Annotated in this window: 16 protein-coding genes; 9 read left to right on the top strand and 7 right to left on the bottom strand. The window is 70.5% G+C overall.

Translation table 11 applies throughout. From position 1 onward, the window contains the following. Positions 1–100: 100 nt before the first annotated feature. Complete coding sequence (locus OHA11_RS17250) at positions 101–1,132, bottom strand: LAETG motif-containing sortase-dependent surface protein (RefSeq protein WP_266497171.1); 1,032 nt, start codon at positions 1,130–1,132, stop codon at positions 101–103. A 463-nt stretch (positions 1,133–1,595) separates the two neighbouring features. On the opposite strand from OHA11_RS17250, the gene OHA11_RS17245 reads away from it, so the two are divergent. Together OHA11_RS17245 and OHA11_RS17240 are read left to right on the top strand one after the other, a co-directional pair. Further along, entirely contained in the window at positions 1,596–2,705 is a 1,110-nt protein-coding gene (locus OHA11_RS17245; RefSeq protein WP_323186579.1) for a hypothetical protein, read from the top strand. Between the two features lie 56 nt (positions 2,706–2,761). Continuing rightward, the gene (locus OHA11_RS17240; protein ID WP_266497170.1) at positions 2,762–3,559 is read left to right on the top strand and encodes a hypothetical protein; all 798 of its coding nucleotides are present in this window, start codon (positions 2,762–2,764) and stop codon (positions 3,557–3,559) included. Positions 3,560–4,219: 660 nt separating this feature from the next. Here the strand turns inward: OHA11_RS17240 and OHA11_RS17235 are convergent. After that, positions 4,220–4,552: a chorismate mutase gene (locus tag OHA11_RS17235; RefSeq protein WP_266497168.1), complete on the bottom strand. Its 333-nt coding sequence runs from the start codon at positions 4,550–4,552 to the stop codon at positions 4,220–4,222. A gap of 494 nt (positions 4,553–5,046) precedes the next feature. On the opposite strand from OHA11_RS17235, the gene guaA reads away from it, so the two are divergent. Beyond that, the gene (gene guaA, locus OHA11_RS17230) at positions 5,047–6,621 is read left to right on the top strand and encodes a glutamine-hydrolyzing GMP synthase (RefSeq protein ID WP_266497166.1); all 1,575 of its coding nucleotides are present in this window, start codon (positions 5,047–5,049) and stop codon (positions 6,619–6,621) included. Positions 6,622–6,639: 18 nt separating this feature from the next. Here guaA and OHA11_RS17225 read toward each other — a convergent pair whose 3' ends face one another. Together OHA11_RS17225 and OHA11_RS17220 are read right to left on the bottom strand one after the other, a co-directional pair. After that, positions 6,640–7,122 carry a pyridoxamine 5'-phosphate oxidase family protein gene (locus OHA11_RS17225; RefSeq protein WP_266497162.1) on the bottom strand — a complete coding sequence of 161 codons (483 nt, stop codon included), beginning with the start codon at positions 7,120–7,122 and terminating at the stop codon, positions 6,640–6,642. Positions 7,123–7,220: 98 nt separating this feature from the next. Beyond that, positions 7,221–7,769, bottom strand: a complete 549-nt coding sequence (locus tag OHA11_RS17220; RefSeq protein WP_266497159.1) for a hypothetical protein — start codon at positions 7,767–7,769, stop codon at positions 7,221–7,223. A 258-nt stretch (positions 7,770–8,027) separates the two neighbouring features. On the opposite strand from OHA11_RS17220, the gene OHA11_RS17215 reads away from it, so the two are divergent. Both OHA11_RS17215 and OHA11_RS17210 read left to right on the top strand, forming a co-directional pair. Next, positions 8,028–8,822 carry a class II aldolase/adducin family protein gene (locus OHA11_RS17215; protein WP_266497156.1) on the top strand — a complete coding sequence of 265 codons (795 nt, stop codon included), beginning with the start codon at positions 8,028–8,030 and terminating at the stop codon, positions 8,820–8,822. 79 nt (positions 8,823–8,901) lie between these two features. Then, positions 8,902–9,978, top strand: coding sequence for an IS630 family transposase (locus tag OHA11_RS17210; protein ID WP_266491290.1), 1,077 nt, complete (start codon positions 8,902–8,904; stop codon positions 9,976–9,978). A 47-nt stretch (positions 9,979–10,025) separates the two neighbouring features. Here OHA11_RS17210 and OHA11_RS17205 read toward each other — a convergent pair whose 3' ends face one another. Next, a complete protein-coding gene (locus tag OHA11_RS17205) occupies positions 10,026–10,943 on the bottom strand; it encodes a DUF4429 domain-containing protein (RefSeq protein ID WP_266497154.1) in 918 nt (305 codons plus the stop codon). A 381-nt stretch (positions 10,944–11,324) separates the two neighbouring features. On the opposite strand from OHA11_RS17205, the gene OHA11_RS17200 reads away from it, so the two are divergent. Together OHA11_RS17200 and OHA11_RS17195 are read left to right on the top strand one after the other, a co-directional pair. Beyond that, on the top strand, positions 11,325–12,626 hold the full coding sequence (locus tag OHA11_RS17200; protein WP_266497152.1) for a hypothetical protein: 1,302 nt from the start codon (positions 11,325–11,327) through the stop codon (positions 12,624–12,626). Positions 12,627–12,959: 333 nt separating this feature from the next. Continuing rightward, positions 12,960–13,490: a DoxX family protein gene (locus tag OHA11_RS17195; RefSeq protein WP_266497151.1), complete on the top strand. Its 531-nt coding sequence runs from the start codon at positions 12,960–12,962 to the stop codon at positions 13,488–13,490. 115 nt (positions 13,491–13,605) lie between these two features. On the opposite strand, the gene OHA11_RS17190 is transcribed toward OHA11_RS17195, so the two are convergent. Further along, the gene (locus tag OHA11_RS17190) at positions 13,606–13,836 is read right to left on the bottom strand and encodes a hypothetical protein (protein WP_266497150.1); all 231 of its coding nucleotides are present in this window, start codon (positions 13,834–13,836) and stop codon (positions 13,606–13,608) included. After that, positions 13,823–15,331: a PspC domain-containing protein gene (locus tag OHA11_RS17185; protein WP_266497149.1), complete on the bottom strand. Its 1,509-nt coding sequence runs from the start codon at positions 15,329–15,331 to the stop codon at positions 13,823–13,825. The genes OHA11_RS17190 and OHA11_RS17185 overlap by 14 nt, the downstream gene beginning before the upstream one ends. Before the next feature lie 233 nt (positions 15,332–15,564). Here OHA11_RS17185 and OHA11_RS17180 point away from each other — a divergent pair, with 233 nt between their 5' ends. Beyond that, positions 15,565–16,848 (top strand): ATP-binding protein, encoded by a 1,284-nt coding sequence (locus OHA11_RS17180; RefSeq protein WP_266497148.1) that lies wholly within the window; start codon positions 15,565–15,567, stop codon positions 16,846–16,848. Further along, positions 16,845–17,696: a response regulator transcription factor gene (locus OHA11_RS17175; RefSeq protein ID WP_323186578.1), complete on the top strand. Its 852-nt coding sequence runs from the start codon at positions 16,845–16,847 to the stop codon at positions 17,694–17,696. Before OHA11_RS17180 ends, OHA11_RS17175 begins: the two co-directional genes overlap by 4 nt. Positions 17,697–17,735: the final 39 nt, after the last annotated feature.

The following is a 17,735-nucleotide window of genomic DNA, read 5'->3' as shown; positions in this document are numbered from 1 at the left end:
GCGACCGGCGGCCGGGAACGACGAAGGACCTGCACCCCCCTCCGAGCGCAGGTCCTTCGTCTCTTGCGTGAAGCGTTGGTCGCGTGAAGCGAGTTACGCCCTACGCGTCCTGGGCGTCGTCCCCGGCCTTACGGCGGCGGACGACGAACACCGCACCGGCACCGGCGACAACGGCGGCGCCGCCGACGAGGCCGATGGTCGGCAGTGCGGAGTTGGAACCGGTCTCGGCGAGGTTGCCGCTCGGCAGGTCGGAGACGTCGCCCTGCGGCTTCTTCACCGGGTCCTTGCCGTTGTCACTGGGATCGGCGGTGCCCGGGTCCGGGTTGGCGGAGCCGGCCTTCAGCACCTCGAAGTCGTACTGTGCCCAGCCCTCGGCGATGCAGTCCTGGCCGTCGACGTTGTCCAGGTAGGCGCCGGAGCCGAAGGAGTACGAGTCACCGGCCGGGGCACCCTTGCCGACGCTGAAGCGCAGGTCGACCTTCTCGCTCGCCTTCGCCTTCAGGGTGTTGACGTAGAAGAAGTAGTCCCCGGCCCAGGTCTCGTCGCCGATCCGCTCCCACTTGCCGGACTCGGTGTTCTTGAACTCCAGCGTGACGTGCGGGCTCAGGAACTTCGCCTCGTCGGACTCGTAGTTCTCGATCTCGGCGTAGAAGGCGACACCCTTCATGTCGGCCTTCGACTCGTTGGTGACGACCAGTTCGAAGTTGTGGAAGCCGTCGCCCGCGACGATCTTGCCGGGCAGACCCTTGATGTCCGCGGAGACCTTGGCGTCGCCGTAGTTCTCGTCGAGTTCCTCGCAGTACGGGACGTCCGGGTCGCTCGGGTCGGTCGGCTCGGGCGTCGTGGTCGGAGATCCCGTGGGTGACCCGGTCGGCGATCCGGTGGGCGACGTGGTGCCAGTCGGGCTCGTGGTGTCGGTCGGCGTGCCCGAAGGGGTCACGGTGGCCGGAGGCGTGGTCGGCGTCGTGGTGGGCGTCGCGGTCTCGGTGGTCGGCGTCACCGTGGGCGTCGTCGCGGTCTCGGACCCGGTGGGCGTCGGGTCGGTCGCGAAGGCGGCAGGCGCGGACAGCAGCGCCAGCGGAGCTATGACGGCCGTCGTGGCCGCGGCGGCCATGACACGGCGAAGCTTCATTAAGACCTCGGAGAGTCCGGCGTACCGCAGCGTCGCGGCACGAGATGTGGAAGGCCTCCGCGTGCGGGATACGCGGGCACGGCCGTTGGTTCCGCAAGTGAGACCTGTGACGCGTGTGAAGGGTTGTCCTCGACCACGCGACATTTTCCTGTGGGCTGGGTCACATCCGGCTCGGACTTGTGAACTCGCTTGCCCACGCCTTAGAACTGTCCGTCGAGCAACCGGAGAACGCGTCGGTCCGCGGTCGATCAGTCGACCGGCAGCCCGATCAGCGGGCCGATCAGTGGCTCGATAACTGGCTCGATCAGCAGGTCAATCATGGGGGAGAGGCGCGAGCGCCATGGCCGAGAAGCCGTCGGGGAAGTCACCGGAGGAGTCCGGAGGATCCGCGAAGTCAGGAGAATCCGGGAAGTCCGGAGAGTCTGCGGGATCCGGGAAGTCCGAGGAATCCATACCGGATGACGTGTGGGAGCGTCTCGTCCAGGACAGCGAGCGGGACATCCGGATGTCCGAGGCGCCCAAGGAGCCCTCCGCGCGGGCCCGCATGGTGACCGAGCGGCTGCGCCAACAGGAGGCGCGCGGCGAGTTGCCCCCGGGCTGGCGCACGGGTCCTGCCTGGCAGGAGATGAACGGCCGGGCGGCCCGGCGCCGCAAGATGTGGACGATCATCGGCGTCCCGCTCGCGATCGCCGTGGCCGTGGTGGCCATGAAGCCGTCCCTGCTGCCGGGCGACCCGTTCGGCACGGACACGGACACGGGCAGAGGTGCGGGTACGCAGTCCGCGGCCCCGCTGCCCGACGAGACCGCGGCTCCGACCACTGCCCCCGCCGCCGCGCCCGGAACGCCCACGCTGGACAAGCCGTTCGCAGGTTCCCCGGCCGAGCGGTACGCCGACGGCGCCGCCGGAATCGTCCTGCCGGAGGCCAAGCCGGTCGGCTCGTTCAGCAAGGCCCACGTGGCCCGGGCCCTGGCGCAGACCAAGTCGCTGCTCGTCGACGCGAACATCGACCGCGAGACCCTGCTCGGCGGCACTCCGGAGACCGTGCTCGACAAGGTCCTCGACCCCAAGCAGCCCGAGATGCTCGACGACGCGAGGTCCTGGTTGCGCAAGCCCGGCAAGGACAGCGACCCGCTCTGGCTCTTCAGCCGCTTCGACCGGGACGAGGTGCGGCTCGTCGGCGACGTGGTCAAGACCCATGGCCGTACGACCTTCAAGGCCGGCCGGGACGGCGCCCTCGCCATTCACGCCGACTACACCTTCGTCTACCCGCTGGCCCCGGCCGACCCGGAGTCCATCGAGGTCACCCGTACCATCGTCCGCCGGGTCATCGATCTGGAGCTGGCCGACCCGGCGAAGTACGAGGTCACCCCGGGCAAGCTCGCGATCACCCGCTTCGACCAGGACCTCTCCAACACCGCCTGCGACGTCTACGACGGCTTCCTGCACCCGGAGTTCGACTCGACCGGGCCCACGGGCGCGCCGCCGACCGGGCCCACGACCGACCCGTACGACCGCAGCCGGGACATCGGGCAGTCCAGGACGGAGTCCTGTGGGACGGTGTCCCGGACGTGAGCACGGACATGGGTACGGGCATGAGCACGGGCATGAGGACGGACCTGAGTACAGACTTGAGCACACGGATCTCGCGGACCCTCGTGGCCGCATCGGTCGTGGCCGCCCTCGGATGCGCCTCGGCGTGCGCGGGCGACGACGACAAAAAGGACGAGAAGTCGTCGCGGACACCGGCCACCACACACTCGGCCGACGAGGAGAAGGAGGGTGAGGAGAAGGAGGGCAAGGGGGATCTGGCGCCGAGCGAGGCCCCTTCGGCCGCTCCGGACGCGGACGAGCCCCTGACCCAGGCGCAGTTGAAGAAGGCGGCCCTCGTGACGGGTGACGTCAAGGGGTACGAGGTCGGGGGTGCGGGCTCCGCCGACCTCCAGGGGGAGTCCTCCCCGGCGGGCCCGGCCAAGTGCCAACCGGTCGCCGACATGTTCCTGTTCACCACCGACCCGGCCTCACGGGCCTCCGTCAGCCGCGGCGTCACGGCCAAGGCCGAGACGAACGCCTCGGTGACCACACTCGCGCTCCTCGCGTTCGGGCCGGGCGAGGCCGACGAGGTGCTCGCAGGGCTGCGCAAGGCGACGGGCGAGTGCACCGCGTACCGGTACGTCGGCTACAAGTACTCCGGCGTCAAGGCGCTGGCCGACCCGAAGCTGGGCGACGAGTCCGTCGCGTTCCGGCTGGTCGCCTCCATCGAGGGGGCGGAGGTGCCGACCGCGTACACGGTCGTCCGCGACGGTTCGACGCTGGTGGCCTTCAGCTCGATGAACATGCTGGACGCCGACGAGGTCGAGGTCCCGGCCGAACTCGTCAAGGCGCAGCTCGCGAAGCTGAAGCTGAAGCAGGAGACGACGACGGGCTGAGGCAGCCCGGAATCCGTCCCGGACAAGCGAAGGGCCCCGCGATGGGGTCCCCCCGCTCGAGCGAAGTCGAGAGTGGGGGAGGATCCGCGGGGCCCTTCGTGGTCAGCACCGACGTCAGGGCAGCGCCGGTGCCTGGGGAACGGCGCCGGGGGGTAGCGCCGCGTACTGGCTTTTCCGCCGGTCGGCGCCCCGGCGCACGGGGGGAGTGCGCGTGGTCTCGACCAATGGCGGTAAGACGGTCCAATGCGGTTGTCTGCTCTGGGACTCGGGGTTGTTCTAGGCATCGTGCTCGATGGGCCGCGGCCTCCGCAACCGTTTCGACCGCCCTTGCACAGATTCCGCCGGTCGGCTCCGAGCGTCCCCGGAGCCGACCTCTCTTGGGTGACCGGGCCGCTGTCCCCTGCCGTCCGGTCACTTCTCTGGAACGAGGTCCCACGGCGCACGTCCGTACGCCTCATCGTTCCAGCGGAGCCACGCGTGGTTCTTCGGGCCCGCCCCTGGCTGGCACGGACATCGGGACCAACGAAGCCCGCCGCGAGGCGGTCACGTGCCGTACGGGTGAGAGGGCATGCGTACGTGCGTGCACCGGACGTCCGTGGTACGCGGATGTCGTACGGGGATGTCGTACGCGGATCCCGTACGACCTCAGCATCTTCACCTTCAGACGCGGCCCCGGCACAGCTCCAGGAGGGTCATCGCGAGCGAGGTTCCTGGCTTGCCGAGTGCGTCGCTGTAGTGGCCGAGGATCTCCATCTCGCGTGACAGGTTCACCCGGCGGCCTCCGGAGCCGATCCGGGCCTCCTGGATGACCGCCGAGATCGCCATGCGTTCCTGGACGAGGCCGATGATCCGGTCGTCGAGGGCGTCGATGCGTTCGCGGGCGCCGGTGATCACATCGGCGGCCTCTTCGGTACGGGCGCCGGTCTTGTCCGTGGCGGAGTTCGTGGCGGTGTTCGTGGAGGTGGCGGTGGTGGTCTCGGCGGCTGTGCTCATCTTGGGGGCTCCTCATCGAGTGGGGTGCCCCGGAGCGGCAAGGTCCGGATACGCGAGGCGCCCCGGGCCTTGTCGGCCCGGGGCGCCTGGGAAGTCGCTTGTCAGTTGCTCAAGCAGCACGACCATGGCAGCCGGTGGGCCGGTTGCCATAGGTAAAGACGAAGGTCTCGTGCGTGAGCATGGGAGCAGTATGCCTGGGCGGCGGGCGGGGGCCAAGCGGGTTCGGATGCTGAGACGGTTCTCTCGCCCCCGCCGCCCCTACCCATTCCCGCGCCCCTGGAAGTAGGGGCGCAGCCCCGTCTTCCAGGGGCGCGGGGCTGTGACATTTGCGGCTCCGCCGCGTGGGCGCGACCAGCCACACCCAACCCGCACCCGACAACGGGGTCTGGGGCGAAGCCCCAGCGTGGAGGGGCGCACGAAGGGATGGGACGTCCGCTCGGGGCGCCCGGTTAGACTCAGGAGCACATCCCTGCTGAACCGCCGGAAGGCAAACCGTGCCAGAAGCGTCCCCCGTCGCCCCCGACACCGTCCTCGTCGTCGACTTCGGTGCGCAGTACGCCCAGCTCATCGCCCGCCGAGTCCGCGAGGCCCGTGTCTACAGCGAGATCGTGCCCAGCACCATGCCGGTCGCGGAGATGCTCGCCAAGAACCCGGCGGCGATCATCCTCTCCGGCGGCCCCTCCTCGGTGTACGCGGAGGGCGCCCCCCGCCTGGACCGCGCGCTCTTCGACGCCGGCGTCCCCGTCTTCGGCATGTGCTACGGCTTCCAGCTGATGGCGACCACCCTCGGCGGCACGGTCGACAACACCGGCGCCCGCGAGTACGGCCGTACGCCGCTGCACGTGTCGAAGTCCGGCTCGACCCTCTTCGAGGGCACCCCGGACGAGCAGTCGGTGTGGATGTCCCACGGCGACGCGTGCAGCGCGGCCCCCGAGGGCTTCACGGTGACGGCCTCCACGGACGTCGTCCCCGTCGCCGCCTTCGAGAACGACGAGAAGAAGCTGTACGGGGTCCAGCACCACCCCGAGGTCATGCACTCCACGCACGGCCAGCAGGTGCTCGAACACTTCCTGTACCGGGGCGCGGGACTCACCCCGTCCTGGACCACCGGCAACGTCATCGACGAGCAGGTCGCCGCGATCCGCGAGCAGGTCGGTGACAAGCGCGCCATCTGCGGTCTGTCCGGCGGCGTCGACTCCGCCGTGGCCGCAGCCCTCGTCCAGAAGGCCATCGGCTCGCAGCTGACCTGCGTGTACGTCGACCACGGTCTGATGCGCAAGGGCGAGACCGAGCAGGTCGAGAAGGACTTCGTGGCCGCGACCGGCGTACAGCTGAAGGTCGTGGACGCCGAGGAGCGCTTCCTCACCGCGCTCAAGGGAGTCAGCGACCCCGAGGAGAAGCGGAAGATCATCGGGCGCGAGTTCATCCGCGTCTTCGAGCAGGCGCAGGCCGAGATCATCGCGGACGAGGGTCCCGAGGTCGCTTTCCTGGTGCAGGGCACGCTCTACCCGGACGTCGTCGAGTCCGGCGGCGGCACCGGCACCGCCAACATCAAGTCCCACCACAACGTGGGCGGGCTGCCGGAAGACCTTGAGTTCAAGCTGATCGAGCCGCTGCGCAAGCTCTTCAAGGACGAGGTCCGGATGGTCGGCCAGCAGCTCGGCCTGCCGGACGAGATCGTCCAGCGCCAGCCGTTCCCCGGCCCCGGCCTCGGCATCCGCATCGTCGGCGAGGTCAACAAGGAGCGGCTCGACCTGCTCCGCGAGGCCGACGCCATCGCCCGCGAGGAGCTGACGGCGGCCGGCCTCGACCGCGACATCTGGCAGTGCCCGGTCGTGCTGCTCGCGGACGTCCGCAGTGTGGGTGTCCAGGGCGACGGCCGGACGTACGGCCACCCGATCGTGCTGCGGCCCGTCTCCTCCGAGGACGCCATGACCGCCGACTGGTCGCGCCTGCCGTACGACGTCCTCGCGAAGATCTCGACGCGGATCACGAACGAGGTCGCGGACGTCAACCGCGTCGTCCTCGACGTGACGTCGAAGCCCCCGGGCACCATCGAGTGGGAGTGAACCCGCAGGCCGTGAAGGTCACGTCCGTTTGAGAGTCCGCACCGGCTCTCCGGGCTTCCAGATCTCGACGACCAGATACGTGTCGTCCTCGACGTAGGTCCGTACGACCTCCGTCAGCTCGGTGCGGAAGAGGTGGAACGGCTCCGGCGGTTCCACCTCTTCGGCGTACCGGGCCCGCTCGGCCGGGTCGTGGACCTCGACGGCCCGGCCCGCGATCCGTACGTCGCCGCCCGCCATCTCCGTACCGGAGCCCGGATTCGTCTGCAGGGCGAAGCGCGCGTCGCGGCGCAGATCGAGCGCCTTGAGCGAGTCCGGCATCATGCCGAGCCACAACTCCCCGTTCAGGAAACGGACTTCGAGGCCTGAGGTGCGGGGCGACCCGTCCTTGCGGAGGGTCGCCACGATGTGGTGCGTGAAGGCCGCGAACCGTGCCTCGACGGTTGTGGCGAGGTCCGGTTCCGCGGTCGTGAACGCCGCCCAGTTCGATGTCGCGCGAGTCATGCCAGTCATGCGAGCCATACGACCACTCTGGCGCCGTAACCCGACATCCTCTGTCGCCTTTTGCGGCGGGGCGTGCCTCGGATGGCGTGAGGCGTGCCTCAGATCAGGCCCGCCGACCGCAGTCGCCGGGCGAGCCGGTCCTTCCGTAGCACCTCCAGGCGCAGGAAGACCGGGAACACCGCGGCCATCGTGGCGCTCGCGGCGAGCGAGGCCTTCCAGCCCGCGGGGATCAGCAGCAGCGCTACGAGGGCTGTGCTGGCGGTCATGAAGACGGCCTTGCGGCGCCAGTCCAGGTCGTCGTTCAGGGCGTCGAACTCGATACGGGCCTGGATCAGCCCGACCGCGGGCGCCACGTCGGGCAGGGGCTTGAGCGTGCCGGGGCGCATGCCCGGAGCGCGGCCCGCGGCGAGGCGGCCGAGGGCGGCCGTGCTGCGTTCGCGGGCCTCGGGACGGGGGTCCCGCACCAGGCGGACCTGGAGTGTCTGGCCGAGCCTGCGCGTCTCCTCGTACCGGAATCCGTACTGCACGGCGATGTAGGTGAGCGCGGCGAGGCGGCGGCGGGATCCGCCGAGGTCGTCCAGGACGACCACGTCGCGCGTGGCGATCTGTCTGAGCATGTCCGTGATCAGGCGTTCGGCTCTCTTCATGGGCGGGCGGGGGGTGCGGTCGCGGGGTGCGGTCCGCGCAGCGTAGGGGGGTGACTGCGCAATGGGGATCCTCCAGGGGGCGTTCGGTGCAGGTGGCCCGACCGGTTACCGGTTGGTTGGCTCCTGTCAGCCAGACCAGCGACCGCGTGCAACGGTTGTGCATTCTCTTCACGAACATCTCTGTTTTCCTACGCTGACCGACGGTAACTTCCCGCCCGTAAACATGTACGGAGTCCTTACCTCAGGGCTGGAGGACATATGCACGGGCCCACGCCGCCCCTGCCCCTTCCCACCGACCGGCTGCGGTTCGCCATGCCGCCCATGCACGAATCGCTCGACGACGAGCGGCGGCACCGCAAGGAGCGCCTCGCGGGGGCGCTGAGGCTGTTCGGGCGGCTCGGGTTCGAGGACGGGGTCTCCGGCCACATCACCGCGCGCGACCCGGAGTACAGCAATTGTTTCTGGGTCAACCCGTTCGGTATGCCGTTCAAGCATGTCACCGTCAGTGACCTGGTCATGGCCAACGAGGACGGGCAGGTGATCGAGGGCCGCTACCACGTGAACCAGGCGGCGTTCACCGTGCACGCCCAGGTGCACGCCGCCCGGCCCGATGTCGTCGCGGTCGCCCACTGCCACTCGGTGCACGGGCGCGCGCTGGCCGCGCTCGGCGATCTGCTCGACCCGATCACCCAGGAGAGCTGCGCGTTCTACGAGGACCACGCGCTGTACGACGCGTACTCGGGGGTCGCCGTGGACGCCGAGGAAGGGCGGCGGATCGCCTCCGCGCTCAGCACCCGCAAGGCGCTCGTGCTGCGCAACCACGGGCTGCTGACCGTCGGCGACTCGGTGGACGCGGCGGCCTGGTGGTTCCTGTCGATGGAGCGGTCGTGCCAGGTGCAGCTGACCGCGTGCGCGGCGGGCCGTCCCGTACTCATCGACCACAAGCAGGCGGTCGCGACGCGGGAGCAGCTCGGCGGGGATCTGGTGGCATGGATCAACTACCAGCCGCTGTGGCAGGACATCAGCCGCGGCGAACCCGACCTCCTCAGCTAGTGTCCTGCGCCAGTAGTTGATCGTTAGTAGTTGTGTGACTACTACTGCTGGTGCGTCAGTTCCTCGTCGGGGTCCCAAATTGGAGCCGTTGCTGCTGTCCGGGGAGGAGCGGGCGGAGTTGGAGCGGTGGACACGTCGGGCGACATCGGCCCAGGCCCTGGCGCTGCGGGCTCGGATTGTCCTGGCGTGTGCGGGGCCGGAAGTACCGCCGATTGTCGCGGTCGCCCGGGAGTTGCGGGTGGCCGCGGACACGGTCCGCAAGTGGCGGCGCCGGTTTCTCGCCGAGCGGCTGGACGGTCTGGTCGACGAGCCCAGGCCGGGCCGGCCGCCCACCATCGGCGTCGACCAGGTGGAAGCGGTAGTGGTCACCACGCTGGAACAGCTGCCGAAGAACGCCACCCACTGGTCCAGGAAATCGATGGCCCAGCACAGCGGCCTGTCGAAGTCGACCGTGGGCCGGATCTGGCGCCAGTTCCAGCTCAAGCCGCATCTCGCGGACACCTTCAAGCTGTCGACAGACCCGCTGTTCGTGGAGAAGGTCTACGACGTCGTGGGCCTGTACTTCAACCCGCCCGAGGGTGCGGTGGTGCTCTCGGTGGACGAGAAGTCGCAGATCCAGGCCCTGGACCGGTCCCAGCCGGTGCTGCCGATAATGCCGGGCATGCCCGAGCGGCGCACCCACGACTACGTCCGCAACGGCCTGACCACTCTGTTCGCCGCCTTCGATGTCGCCACCGGCGAGGTCATCACGGCCCTGCACCGCCGGCACCGGGCCGTGGAGTTCAAGAAGTTCCTCATCCGGATCGACAAGGAGGTGCCCGCTCACCTGCAGATCCACTTGATCGTGGACAACTACGGCACCCACAAGACCCCGGCGATCAAGACATGGCTGGCCAAGCACCCGCGGTTCGAGCTGCACTTCACCCCTACCGGCTCTTCCTGGATCAACCAGGTCGAGCGGTGGTTCGGCTACCTCGCCCACCAAATGATCCGCCGCGGCGCACACAAGAACGTCCAGGCCCTCGAAGCCGACATCCGCGCCTGGGTCAAAGACTGGAACCAAGACCCCAAGCCGTTCATCTGGACCAAGACCGCCGAAGAGATCCTCGACTCCCTCGCCCGCTTCTGCCGACGGATCTCTGGCGCAGGACACTAGCCCGAACTCTTCAATCAGAAGGCCCGAGTTCAATCAGAAGACCCGCGTCAGAAGTCCCGCAGCACCGCCGCCTTCGTCGTCGCGAACTCCTCGTCCGTGAGTACGCCGTCGCGGTGCAGTTCGCCCAACTGCCTGAGGCGGCGCAGGAGTACGTCGTGGAGGTCCTGCTGGGGCGGCTGCGGAGGATGCGGCGGTACGGAGTCCTGGGGTGCGGCCGTGAGGTGGGGCGGATCGCCCCGTGCGTACTCGCCGGAACGGGTGGACGGGTGCGGGAGGCGGGCCATGACCGCGGTGGCGACCAGTGCCGTGAGCAGGTCGCGCCGGGCGCTGCCCCACAGGTCGAGGGCGAACGGGTCCTTCTCCGGCGGCAGTTTGGAGAACACCGAGTCGCGGGTCACGAAGCGCAGGAAGCCGTCCTCGTAACCGGAGTTGGGCAGCCACTCCACCTGGACCAGGTCCGGCAGCTCGATGATGCGCGGGCCCGTCGCGCGCTTCACCCGGTCCGAGGTGTCGCTCCAGTCGATACGGACCTGGGAACCGTCGAAGGACACCGTGCCGTCGCTGGAACGGACCGAGACCGGGACGGGCGGGCCGGGCACGAGGTAGGACTTGGCGGGCTCCTTGGGGATCTGTTCGAGGAGCAGGGAGTGCCGGATCTCCTCGGCGACGTACTCGGCGACGCCCGAGCGGTCGATGTCCACCGCCAGCCGGTACGGGTCCGCGGGCTCGGGCAGGCGGCCCCCGGTGGCCTGGAGCAGCGGGTCCGCGCCCTCGCGGAGTCTCAGGCGCAGCCGGCCGCGCTTGCGTTCGGGCTCGTAGGCGACGCCCGCGACCGCTTCGAGGGGCACGGCGATCTCTCCGTACGTCTGCCGGAACAGCGGCACGGAGCGGTGCAGTCCCGGGGTGATCCGGACCGTGCTGCCGTCGAAGGCCCAGGTCCCGTCGCGCTGGATGATCTCGGCCATAGGGGAATTCTCGCAGCCCGGGTCAACACGGGGGTGGGCGGTTCACCCGCGCTGACCAGACCTGGCGGACGCGCGGGGTGTGGGGTACGGCACAATGCCCTGTCGTCGCGAGGCATTTGTGCGGCTGCGCAGATGTGCGGGGGGTGACTGTGCGACCGGTGGCCGTGAGGCCGGTGGTTGTCCCGCTGTCTGTGGCGCGGCGGTGGCGTGTGAGTGTGGCGTATCGGAACTGGCGTGCCGGTGATGGCGGGCCGGTGATTCGCGGTGGTGTGCAGGTATTTCGCAGTGGTGTGCAGGTATTCGGTACTTGGTAGTCGCGCGTCGGTAATGGCGTGCGGCCAATGATGGTTCGACCCAATGGTCTGGAAGGCGGCAACGGGCGTGGCGGTGCAGGAGGCTGGACAGGGCGCGGGGCGTGACGCCGGGCGCGGCGCCGGTCGGGGCGTGCACGAGGGTGGCTGTACCTGCGGGAACTGTCCGCACGGGGCGCGCGAGGGGCATCGGCGCGCCGTTGCCGAATTCCTTTCGAAGCGGGACGAGTTGGCGTCGGGGCGGGGACTGCCCGCGGCCGTCGCGTACTCGGCCGGGGCGTCGCGGCAGTGGGTGTCGGACGAGCTGACCCAGTCCGCGGACCTCGTCGCCGAGCGGGGGCGGGCCGAGGGCGACGTCTGGCTCGGACTGGTGTGGCGGCGAACCGTCATCGCCGTGTGGGGGGTCGCCGGGGCCCTGCTCCTGGCGCAGACGATCACCGCGATCGGGGCGGGCTGGACGGCCGCGCGGACCGCGGGTCTGGTCGCCGCGGTCGTCGTGAGCGGGCTGCTGACCGGGGCCTCGTGGTTCCACCGGGCGCGGGGCGGGGTGCTGGCGCCCGTCATCGGCGAGGACAACCGGCTGTCCACCTCCCGTGCCGTGGCGGTCGGCTGGGTGCTGTTCGTCGTCTACGCCGTGCTCGTGCTGGCGGGACGGCTGGCCGGCGCGTCCTCCCCCGCCGAGCGGGACGCCTTGATCGCCGGGCTCGACCTCGCCCGGGGAGCCGGGATCGTGACCGTACTCGCCGTCGTGTGCGGGATCGCCGTACTCGTGCGCCGGGTGGTGGGCCTGCGGGTTCTCGGCCAGCGGCTGCAGAAGGTACGCGCCGACCGGCCGCGGGCCGCGGACCTGCTCACCGACGACTCCGGCCGGGGCAGCTTCGCCGACATCCAGTACGTGGTCCTGGGCGCCGTCGCCCTGGTGTTCGCGGCGGTGCGGCTGGCCCGGCGGCCCGAGCAGCTGCCCGACCTGCCGTGGGGGCTGGCGGTGATGGTGCTGGTGTCGGCCGCCACGTATGTCGCGGGGAAGTACGCGGAGGGCGGGCGGCCGGTGATCCTGTCGGTCGTGCGGGCGCGCGAGGCGGGGGATCTGGACGCGCCGATCCGGACCGGGGACGACATCGAGATCCGGGGCGCCGGGTTCGTGCCGCCCGGCGCGCAGGGCGCGGACCGGTTGTCGCGGATGGTCGTGCGGATCGGGGCGGTGCATGTGCATGTGCCGCTGGTTCCGGTGCCCGGCGGATTCAGCAACCCGTCCGATGCCGTGCTCACCGTGCCGGTGCCGGCCGATGTGGAGCCCGGGCGGGTGGAGGTACAGGTCGTCACCGCGGCGGGGCTGGAGACGAACCGGGTGGGCATCGATGTGACGGAGTGACCGCGCCGCCCGGCCCGTGCCGCCCGGCTCGCGGCGCCCGGCTCGCGGCGCCCGGCTCGCGGCGCCCGGCTCGCGGCGCCCGGCTCGCGGCGCCCGGCTCGCGGCGCCCGGGTTGTCGCGCGGCTGGCGGCCGGCGGCTCCCGCCACCCGCATGGCCTCTCTCTGGGGGCGTGTGTGCACGCGGAACTCTCGTGCCCGTAAAGGCCCAAAAGGGATTGTTCGGTGGGACCTGGTGAAAATTTGTGCGTCCGGTCTTGAGCGGGATCTTGTAGTCATACGTATCGTCTGTTGAGGGGTGAACCGTTCGGCGGCGGCGAGAGGCGGCGGAGAGCGATGGCTCACGGCATGCGCATGGACACGCACTCCGGGTACGGGGACGACGGCGGCGGGAACTGGCGGGATTCCGCGACGCGGTACGCCCTGCTTCCGCTGCGGGTCTTCCTCGGCGTCACCTTCATCTACGCGGGCATCGACAAACTCACCGACAGCGCCTTCATGCACGATGCCGGAGCCGGGTCGGTCGGCGACCTGATGCGGGCGGTGCGTGACTCGTCGGCCATTCCGGCGCTGGTGGACCTGGCGCTCAAGAATCCCGTCGGTTTCGGTTATGCCATCGCCTTCGGCGAGCTCGCGGTGGGTATCGGCACGCTGATCGGTCTCCTCGCCCGTCTCGCCGCGGTCGGCGGCGCCCTGATCTCCCTCAGCCTCTGGCTGACGGTGAGCTGGGCGTCGGATCCGTACTACTACGGCAACGACCTGCCCTACCTGATGGCCTGGCTGCCGATCGTGCTCGCCGGTGCTTCGGTGTTCTCCGTGGATGCGATGCTGCGATCGCGGCGGAGGCGTCGGTCGGGCGCGTACTGAGCGGGTGCGCTCCGCTGGGAGCTGGGTTGGCGGCGCGGTGTTGTTGACCTGCGGGCCGGTGGGGGCTGGTCGCGCAGTTCCCCGCGCCCCTCAAAGGCGGTCGCCCTTATGGCGGCTACGCGGCGCTGTCCTTCTGTCTGGCCAGTGCGCGGCGGCGACGGCGCCGGATCCCGCCGGCCAGAGTGCCCGCCGCGGCCGCCAGGAACAGGCCTCCGGTGACGAGGGGGATCACCACGAACCACGGGGTGTCCCAGGCGTCGCCCGCGTCGCCGGCGTAGATGACGCCCGTGAGGGCGAGGAAGCAGCCCGCGATGAGCCGTCCGGGCTGGAACTCATGACGTAGCACGGGTGACCTCCGCCTGTCCGATGCCGACTTCGAGGGTGAGGTCGAGCGTGCCGCCCGCCTTGCTCTTGTCCGTGGGGGTGAGCGTCAGCTGCTTGTGCTTGCCCGGGGCCACGTCCACGTCCTTCTTGTCGTCGCCCGGCAACTGGATGTCGCCCATGCCCACTTCGATCACCAGCCTCACCGACGCGTCCTTGGGCACGACCACCTTGAGCTGTCCCAGGCCCACCTCGGCGTTCGTCGTCACGGTCCGGCCCTTGGCGAGGTCGATCCGGCTGAGGTCGAGCGTGCCGACGCCGGTGCCGAGGTCGTACTGCTCCCGTACGGCGGCCGCCGTGGCGGGTGTCCAGTCCGTACGCACCCAGTGGGTGTTGATGTTCTGCGGCAGTGCCGCCGAGCACGCCAGCAGGCCCGCCGTGACGATCGCGAGGAAGATCGACCCCGCGCCCGTGCGCCCCCGGAACGCGCTGACCGCGATGCCCATGCCGAACACGACGAGCGAGCACGCCAGGCCGGTCTGCAGGCTGGCGCCCAGCGTGCGGTCGTCCCAGGTCACGCGCGTACCGAGCAGGCCCGCGAGGAGGGCGAGCAGGAACACCCAGCCGCCGATCCAGCGGGGGCCGCGGGGCTTGGGCGCCTGCGCCCGTATGTCCCTGCCGGGGCCGCCGCCGTGCGCGATGGTGATCGCCGCCGCGATGTCGCGGTCCCGTGCGTCCTTGGGGCCCCACAGATAGCCCGTGCCGCCCACGTACGTGCCGTCCTTGACGATGGGCTCGCGCCACCATGAGGTGAAGGAGGCGGGGACGGGCGGTGCCTGCGCCTCCGGCGGCGCGTCGGAGACGGCCTGTGCGGCGAGCGGGTCGGGGTCGTCCGCGCCGCGCTGCCGCGACCAGTACCCGGCGCCCGCGAGGAGCAGCGAGAGCGTCGCCGCGAAGGTCAGCACGCCGCTGTTGCTCAGCATGGAGAGGAACACACCGCAGCCGACCAGGGCGAACAGCACGCCCGCCAGCGCCTGGCCGTCCACGCGGCCGGTGAGGAGCTTGCGCACCTCGTTCTCGTCCTCGTCGTCGTTCGGGACGAAGAGCCAGGCGAAGCCGTAGAAGATGAGGCCGAGGCCGCCGGTCGCGGAGAGCACGGCGAGCACGATGCGGAAGATCACCGGGTCCATGTCGCAGTGCCGCCCGAGCCCCGCGCACACACCGCCCAGCATCTTGTGCCGCCGGTCGCGCCGGAACTTCCGCGGCACCTCGGGCACACCGGGCTCTCCAGGCACGCCGGGCTCTCCGGCCCCGCCCGGATTCGCGGTCCTGCCCGGATTCGCGGTCGTGCCCGGATTTCCGGGCGCGTGTGGTTCGCCGGGCGCGCGCGGCTCCTCACCCGCGGGCGCCGGGGCGTCCGCCGCGGGCACGGCGTCCTGCGGCTCCGCCCCCGGGGCTCCACTCCCGGACGGGCCGGAGCCGGGTCCCGGACCCGCCGCGGCGTGCTGGTGATCTGTCATGTGTCCATGGTGACGGCCACGACGGCCGGACGGGAGTCGGTACGACCCTGGCCGAACCCTGAATTCGACCCTGGTACGGCCCCTCAGACGATGACCGCGGAGGAAACTCCGTGCGGATTCCAAGATCAGGGGGAGCCTGATTCGCAGCGCATCCGCAGAGCATTCGAAGATCAGGGGAGTCTAAGGGGCCGACCCTGATGCCCGGGGCTCTGCGGCGTGTGAACATCGATGGCATGCCGGAAGCCGCAACCCTGACCGTCGAGGACCCGCGGCCGCCGCGCAAGCTCTACCGCAGCAGTGACGGACGCTGGCTCGGAGGGGTGGCGCGGGGGCTCGCGGGCCATCTCGGGCTGCCCGTGATCTGGGTGCGGCTGGTGTTCGTCGGGCTGATGCTGGCGGACGGCCTCGGCTCGTTGCTGTATGCCGCGTTCTGGTTCTTCGTCCCGCTGGGTGTGGGCGGCGTGGATGTCGAGCGGCCCCCGGCCCTCGCCACCGAGACCGCGCCCGACGGCCGCCGCAGACTCGTCGCCCGCAAGCCGGACAAGGGCCAGATCGTCGCGCTGCTCGCCCTGGTCGTCGTGACCATGGTCTTCGTCGGCAATGTGAACCTGGGCAGCGGCGCCAAGGCCTACCTCTGGCCCGCCGTCCTCGTCGGCGCGGGCGTGGCCCTGGTCTGGCGCCAGGCGGACAACGCGCGGCGGGCCCGCTGGATGGAGGTCGGCCGCCGCAAGCGCACGATCACGCTGCTCCGCTCCGCGGCCGGTGTCCTGCTCGTCGCCACGGGCGTCTCCGCGATCTTCGTCCTCCAGGGCTCCGCGGCACACCTCGGCTCGGTCCTCCAGGCCGCGCTCGCGGTCCTCGTCGGCATAGCGCTGCTCGCCGGCCCGTATCTCGTCCGCATGACCCAGGACCTCTCCGAGGAGCGCCTGATGCGCATCCGCGCCCAGGAGCGGGCGGAGGTCGCCGCCCACGTCCACGACTCGGTGCTGCACACCCTGACCCTGATACAGCGAAACGCGGAGAACGCGAACGAGGTCCGACGCCTCGCCCGCGCCCAGGAGCGCGACCTGCGCAACTGGCTCTACAAGCCCGAGGGCACCGGCAAGGACGAGGACGACGAACCCGGCACGCTCGCGGAGGCGGTGAAGCGCAACGCCGCCGAGGTGGAGGACAAGCACGGCGTCCCCATCGAGGTCGTGGTCGTCGGCGACTGCCCGCTCGACGACCGGATCGGCGCCCAGATGCAGGCCGCGAGGGAAGCCATGGTGAACGCGGCCAAGTACGGTGGCGAGGGCGGCGCGGTGCAGGTCTTCGCCGAGGTCGAGGGAAGGACCGTCTTCGTGTCGGTCCGGGACCGCGGTCCCGGTTTCGACCTGGATTCGATACCCGGCGACCGCATGGGCGTCAGAGAATCGATCATCGGCCGCATGGAGCGCAACGGGGGTACGGCGCGGCTGCGTGCGGTGCCGGACGGCGGCACGGAGGTCGAGCTGGAGATGGAGAGGGCGGAGACATGAGCGACGCGAGCGAACCGACCGGAGCGGTCGAGCCGAACGCCGGCGCGACAGGCGCGGGCGCGGCCGACGCGGGCAGGGCCGGCGGCCCTGCCACGCCGGCCGGTTCGGCCGGAGCCGACACGCCCTCAGGGGCCGCCACGGCCAACGACCAGGCGGGCGCCCCCGATCCGGCGGGCTCGGCGCCCGGGCGACACGTACGCGTGGTCCTCGTCGACGACCACCGCATGTTCCGTACGGGAGTCCAGGCGGAGATCGGGCAGACCGAGCGGACCGGTGTCGAGGTGGTCGGAGAGGCGGCGGACGTCGACCAGGCGGTCACGGTCATCACGGCGACCCGGCCCGAGGTCGTCCTCCTCGATGTGCACCTGCCGGGCGGCGGCGGGGTCGAAGTCCTGCGCCGCTGCTCACCGTTGATGGCGGACGCCGAGCGGCCGGTGCGGTTCCTCGCGCTGTCCGTGTCGGACGCCGCGGAGGATGTCATCGGCGTGATCCGCGGCGGAGCGCGTGGCTACGTAACAAAGACGATCACCGGCACGGATCTGGTCGACTCCATCTTCCGAGTCCAGGACGGCGACGCGGTCTTCTCGCCCCGCCTGGCAGGCTTCGTCCTCGACGCCTTCGCCTCCACCGACGCCCCACCTGTGGACGAGGACCTCGACCGCCTCACCCAGCGCGAACGCGAGGTCCTGCGCCTCATCGCCCGCGGGTACGCGTACAAGGAGATCGCCAAGCAGCTGTTCATCTCGGTGAAGACGGTCGAGTCCCACGTCTCGGCGGTCCTGAGGAAACTGCAACTGTCGAACCGGCACGAGCTGACACGGTGGGCTACGGCGCGACGGCTGGTGTGACCTGGCCACGCTGCGGACTGGTCTGAGCGGACTGGTCTG

The organism is Streptomyces sp. NBC_00878 (genome assembly GCF_026341515.1).
Taxonomy (GTDB): domain Bacteria; phylum Actinomycetota; class Actinomycetes; order Streptomycetales; family Streptomycetaceae; genus Streptomyces.
This window is presented reverse-complemented; position numbering and strand designations above follow the sequence as displayed.

Excerpts from the sequence above, each read along its gene's own strand:
- OHA11_RS17220 (WP_266497159.1), bottom strand. The coding sequence starts at position 7,769 with ATGAAGAGAGCCGAACGCCTGATCACGGACATGCTCAGACAGATCGCC.
- OHA11_RS17215 (WP_266497156.1), top strand. The coding sequence starts at position 8,028 with ATGCACGGGCCCACGCCGCCCCTGCCCCTTCCCACCGACCGGCTGCGG.
- OHA11_RS17185 (WP_266497149.1), bottom strand. The coding sequence starts at position 15,331 with ATGACAGATCACCAGCACGCCGCGGCGGGTCCGGGACCCGGCTCCGGC.
- OHA11_RS17225 (WP_266497162.1), bottom strand. The coding sequence starts at position 7,122 with ATGACTCGCGCGACATCGAACTGGGCGGCGTTCACGACCGCGGAACCG.
- OHA11_RS17175 (WP_323186578.1), top strand. The coding sequence starts at position 16,845 with ATGAGCGACGCGAGCGAACCGACCGGAGCGGTCGAGCCGAACGCCGGC.
- OHA11_RS17195 (WP_266497151.1), top strand. The coding sequence starts at position 12,960 with ATGGCTCACGGCATGCGCATGGACACGCACTCCGGGTACGGGGACGAC.
- OHA11_RS17250 (WP_266497171.1), bottom strand. The coding sequence starts at position 1,132 with ATGAAGCTTCGCCGTGTCATGGCCGCCGCGGCCACGACGGCCGTCATA.
- OHA11_RS17235 (WP_266497168.1), bottom strand. The coding sequence starts at position 4,552 with ATGAGCACAGCCGCCGAGACCACCACCGCCACCTCCACGAACACCGCC.
- OHA11_RS17205 (WP_266497154.1), bottom strand. The coding sequence starts at position 10,943 with ATGGCCGAGATCATCCAGCGCGACGGGACCTGGGCCTTCGACGGCAGC.
- OHA11_RS17180 (WP_266497148.1), top strand. The coding sequence starts at position 15,565 with ATGCCGGAAGCCGCAACCCTGACCGTCGAGGACCCGCGGCCGCCGCGC.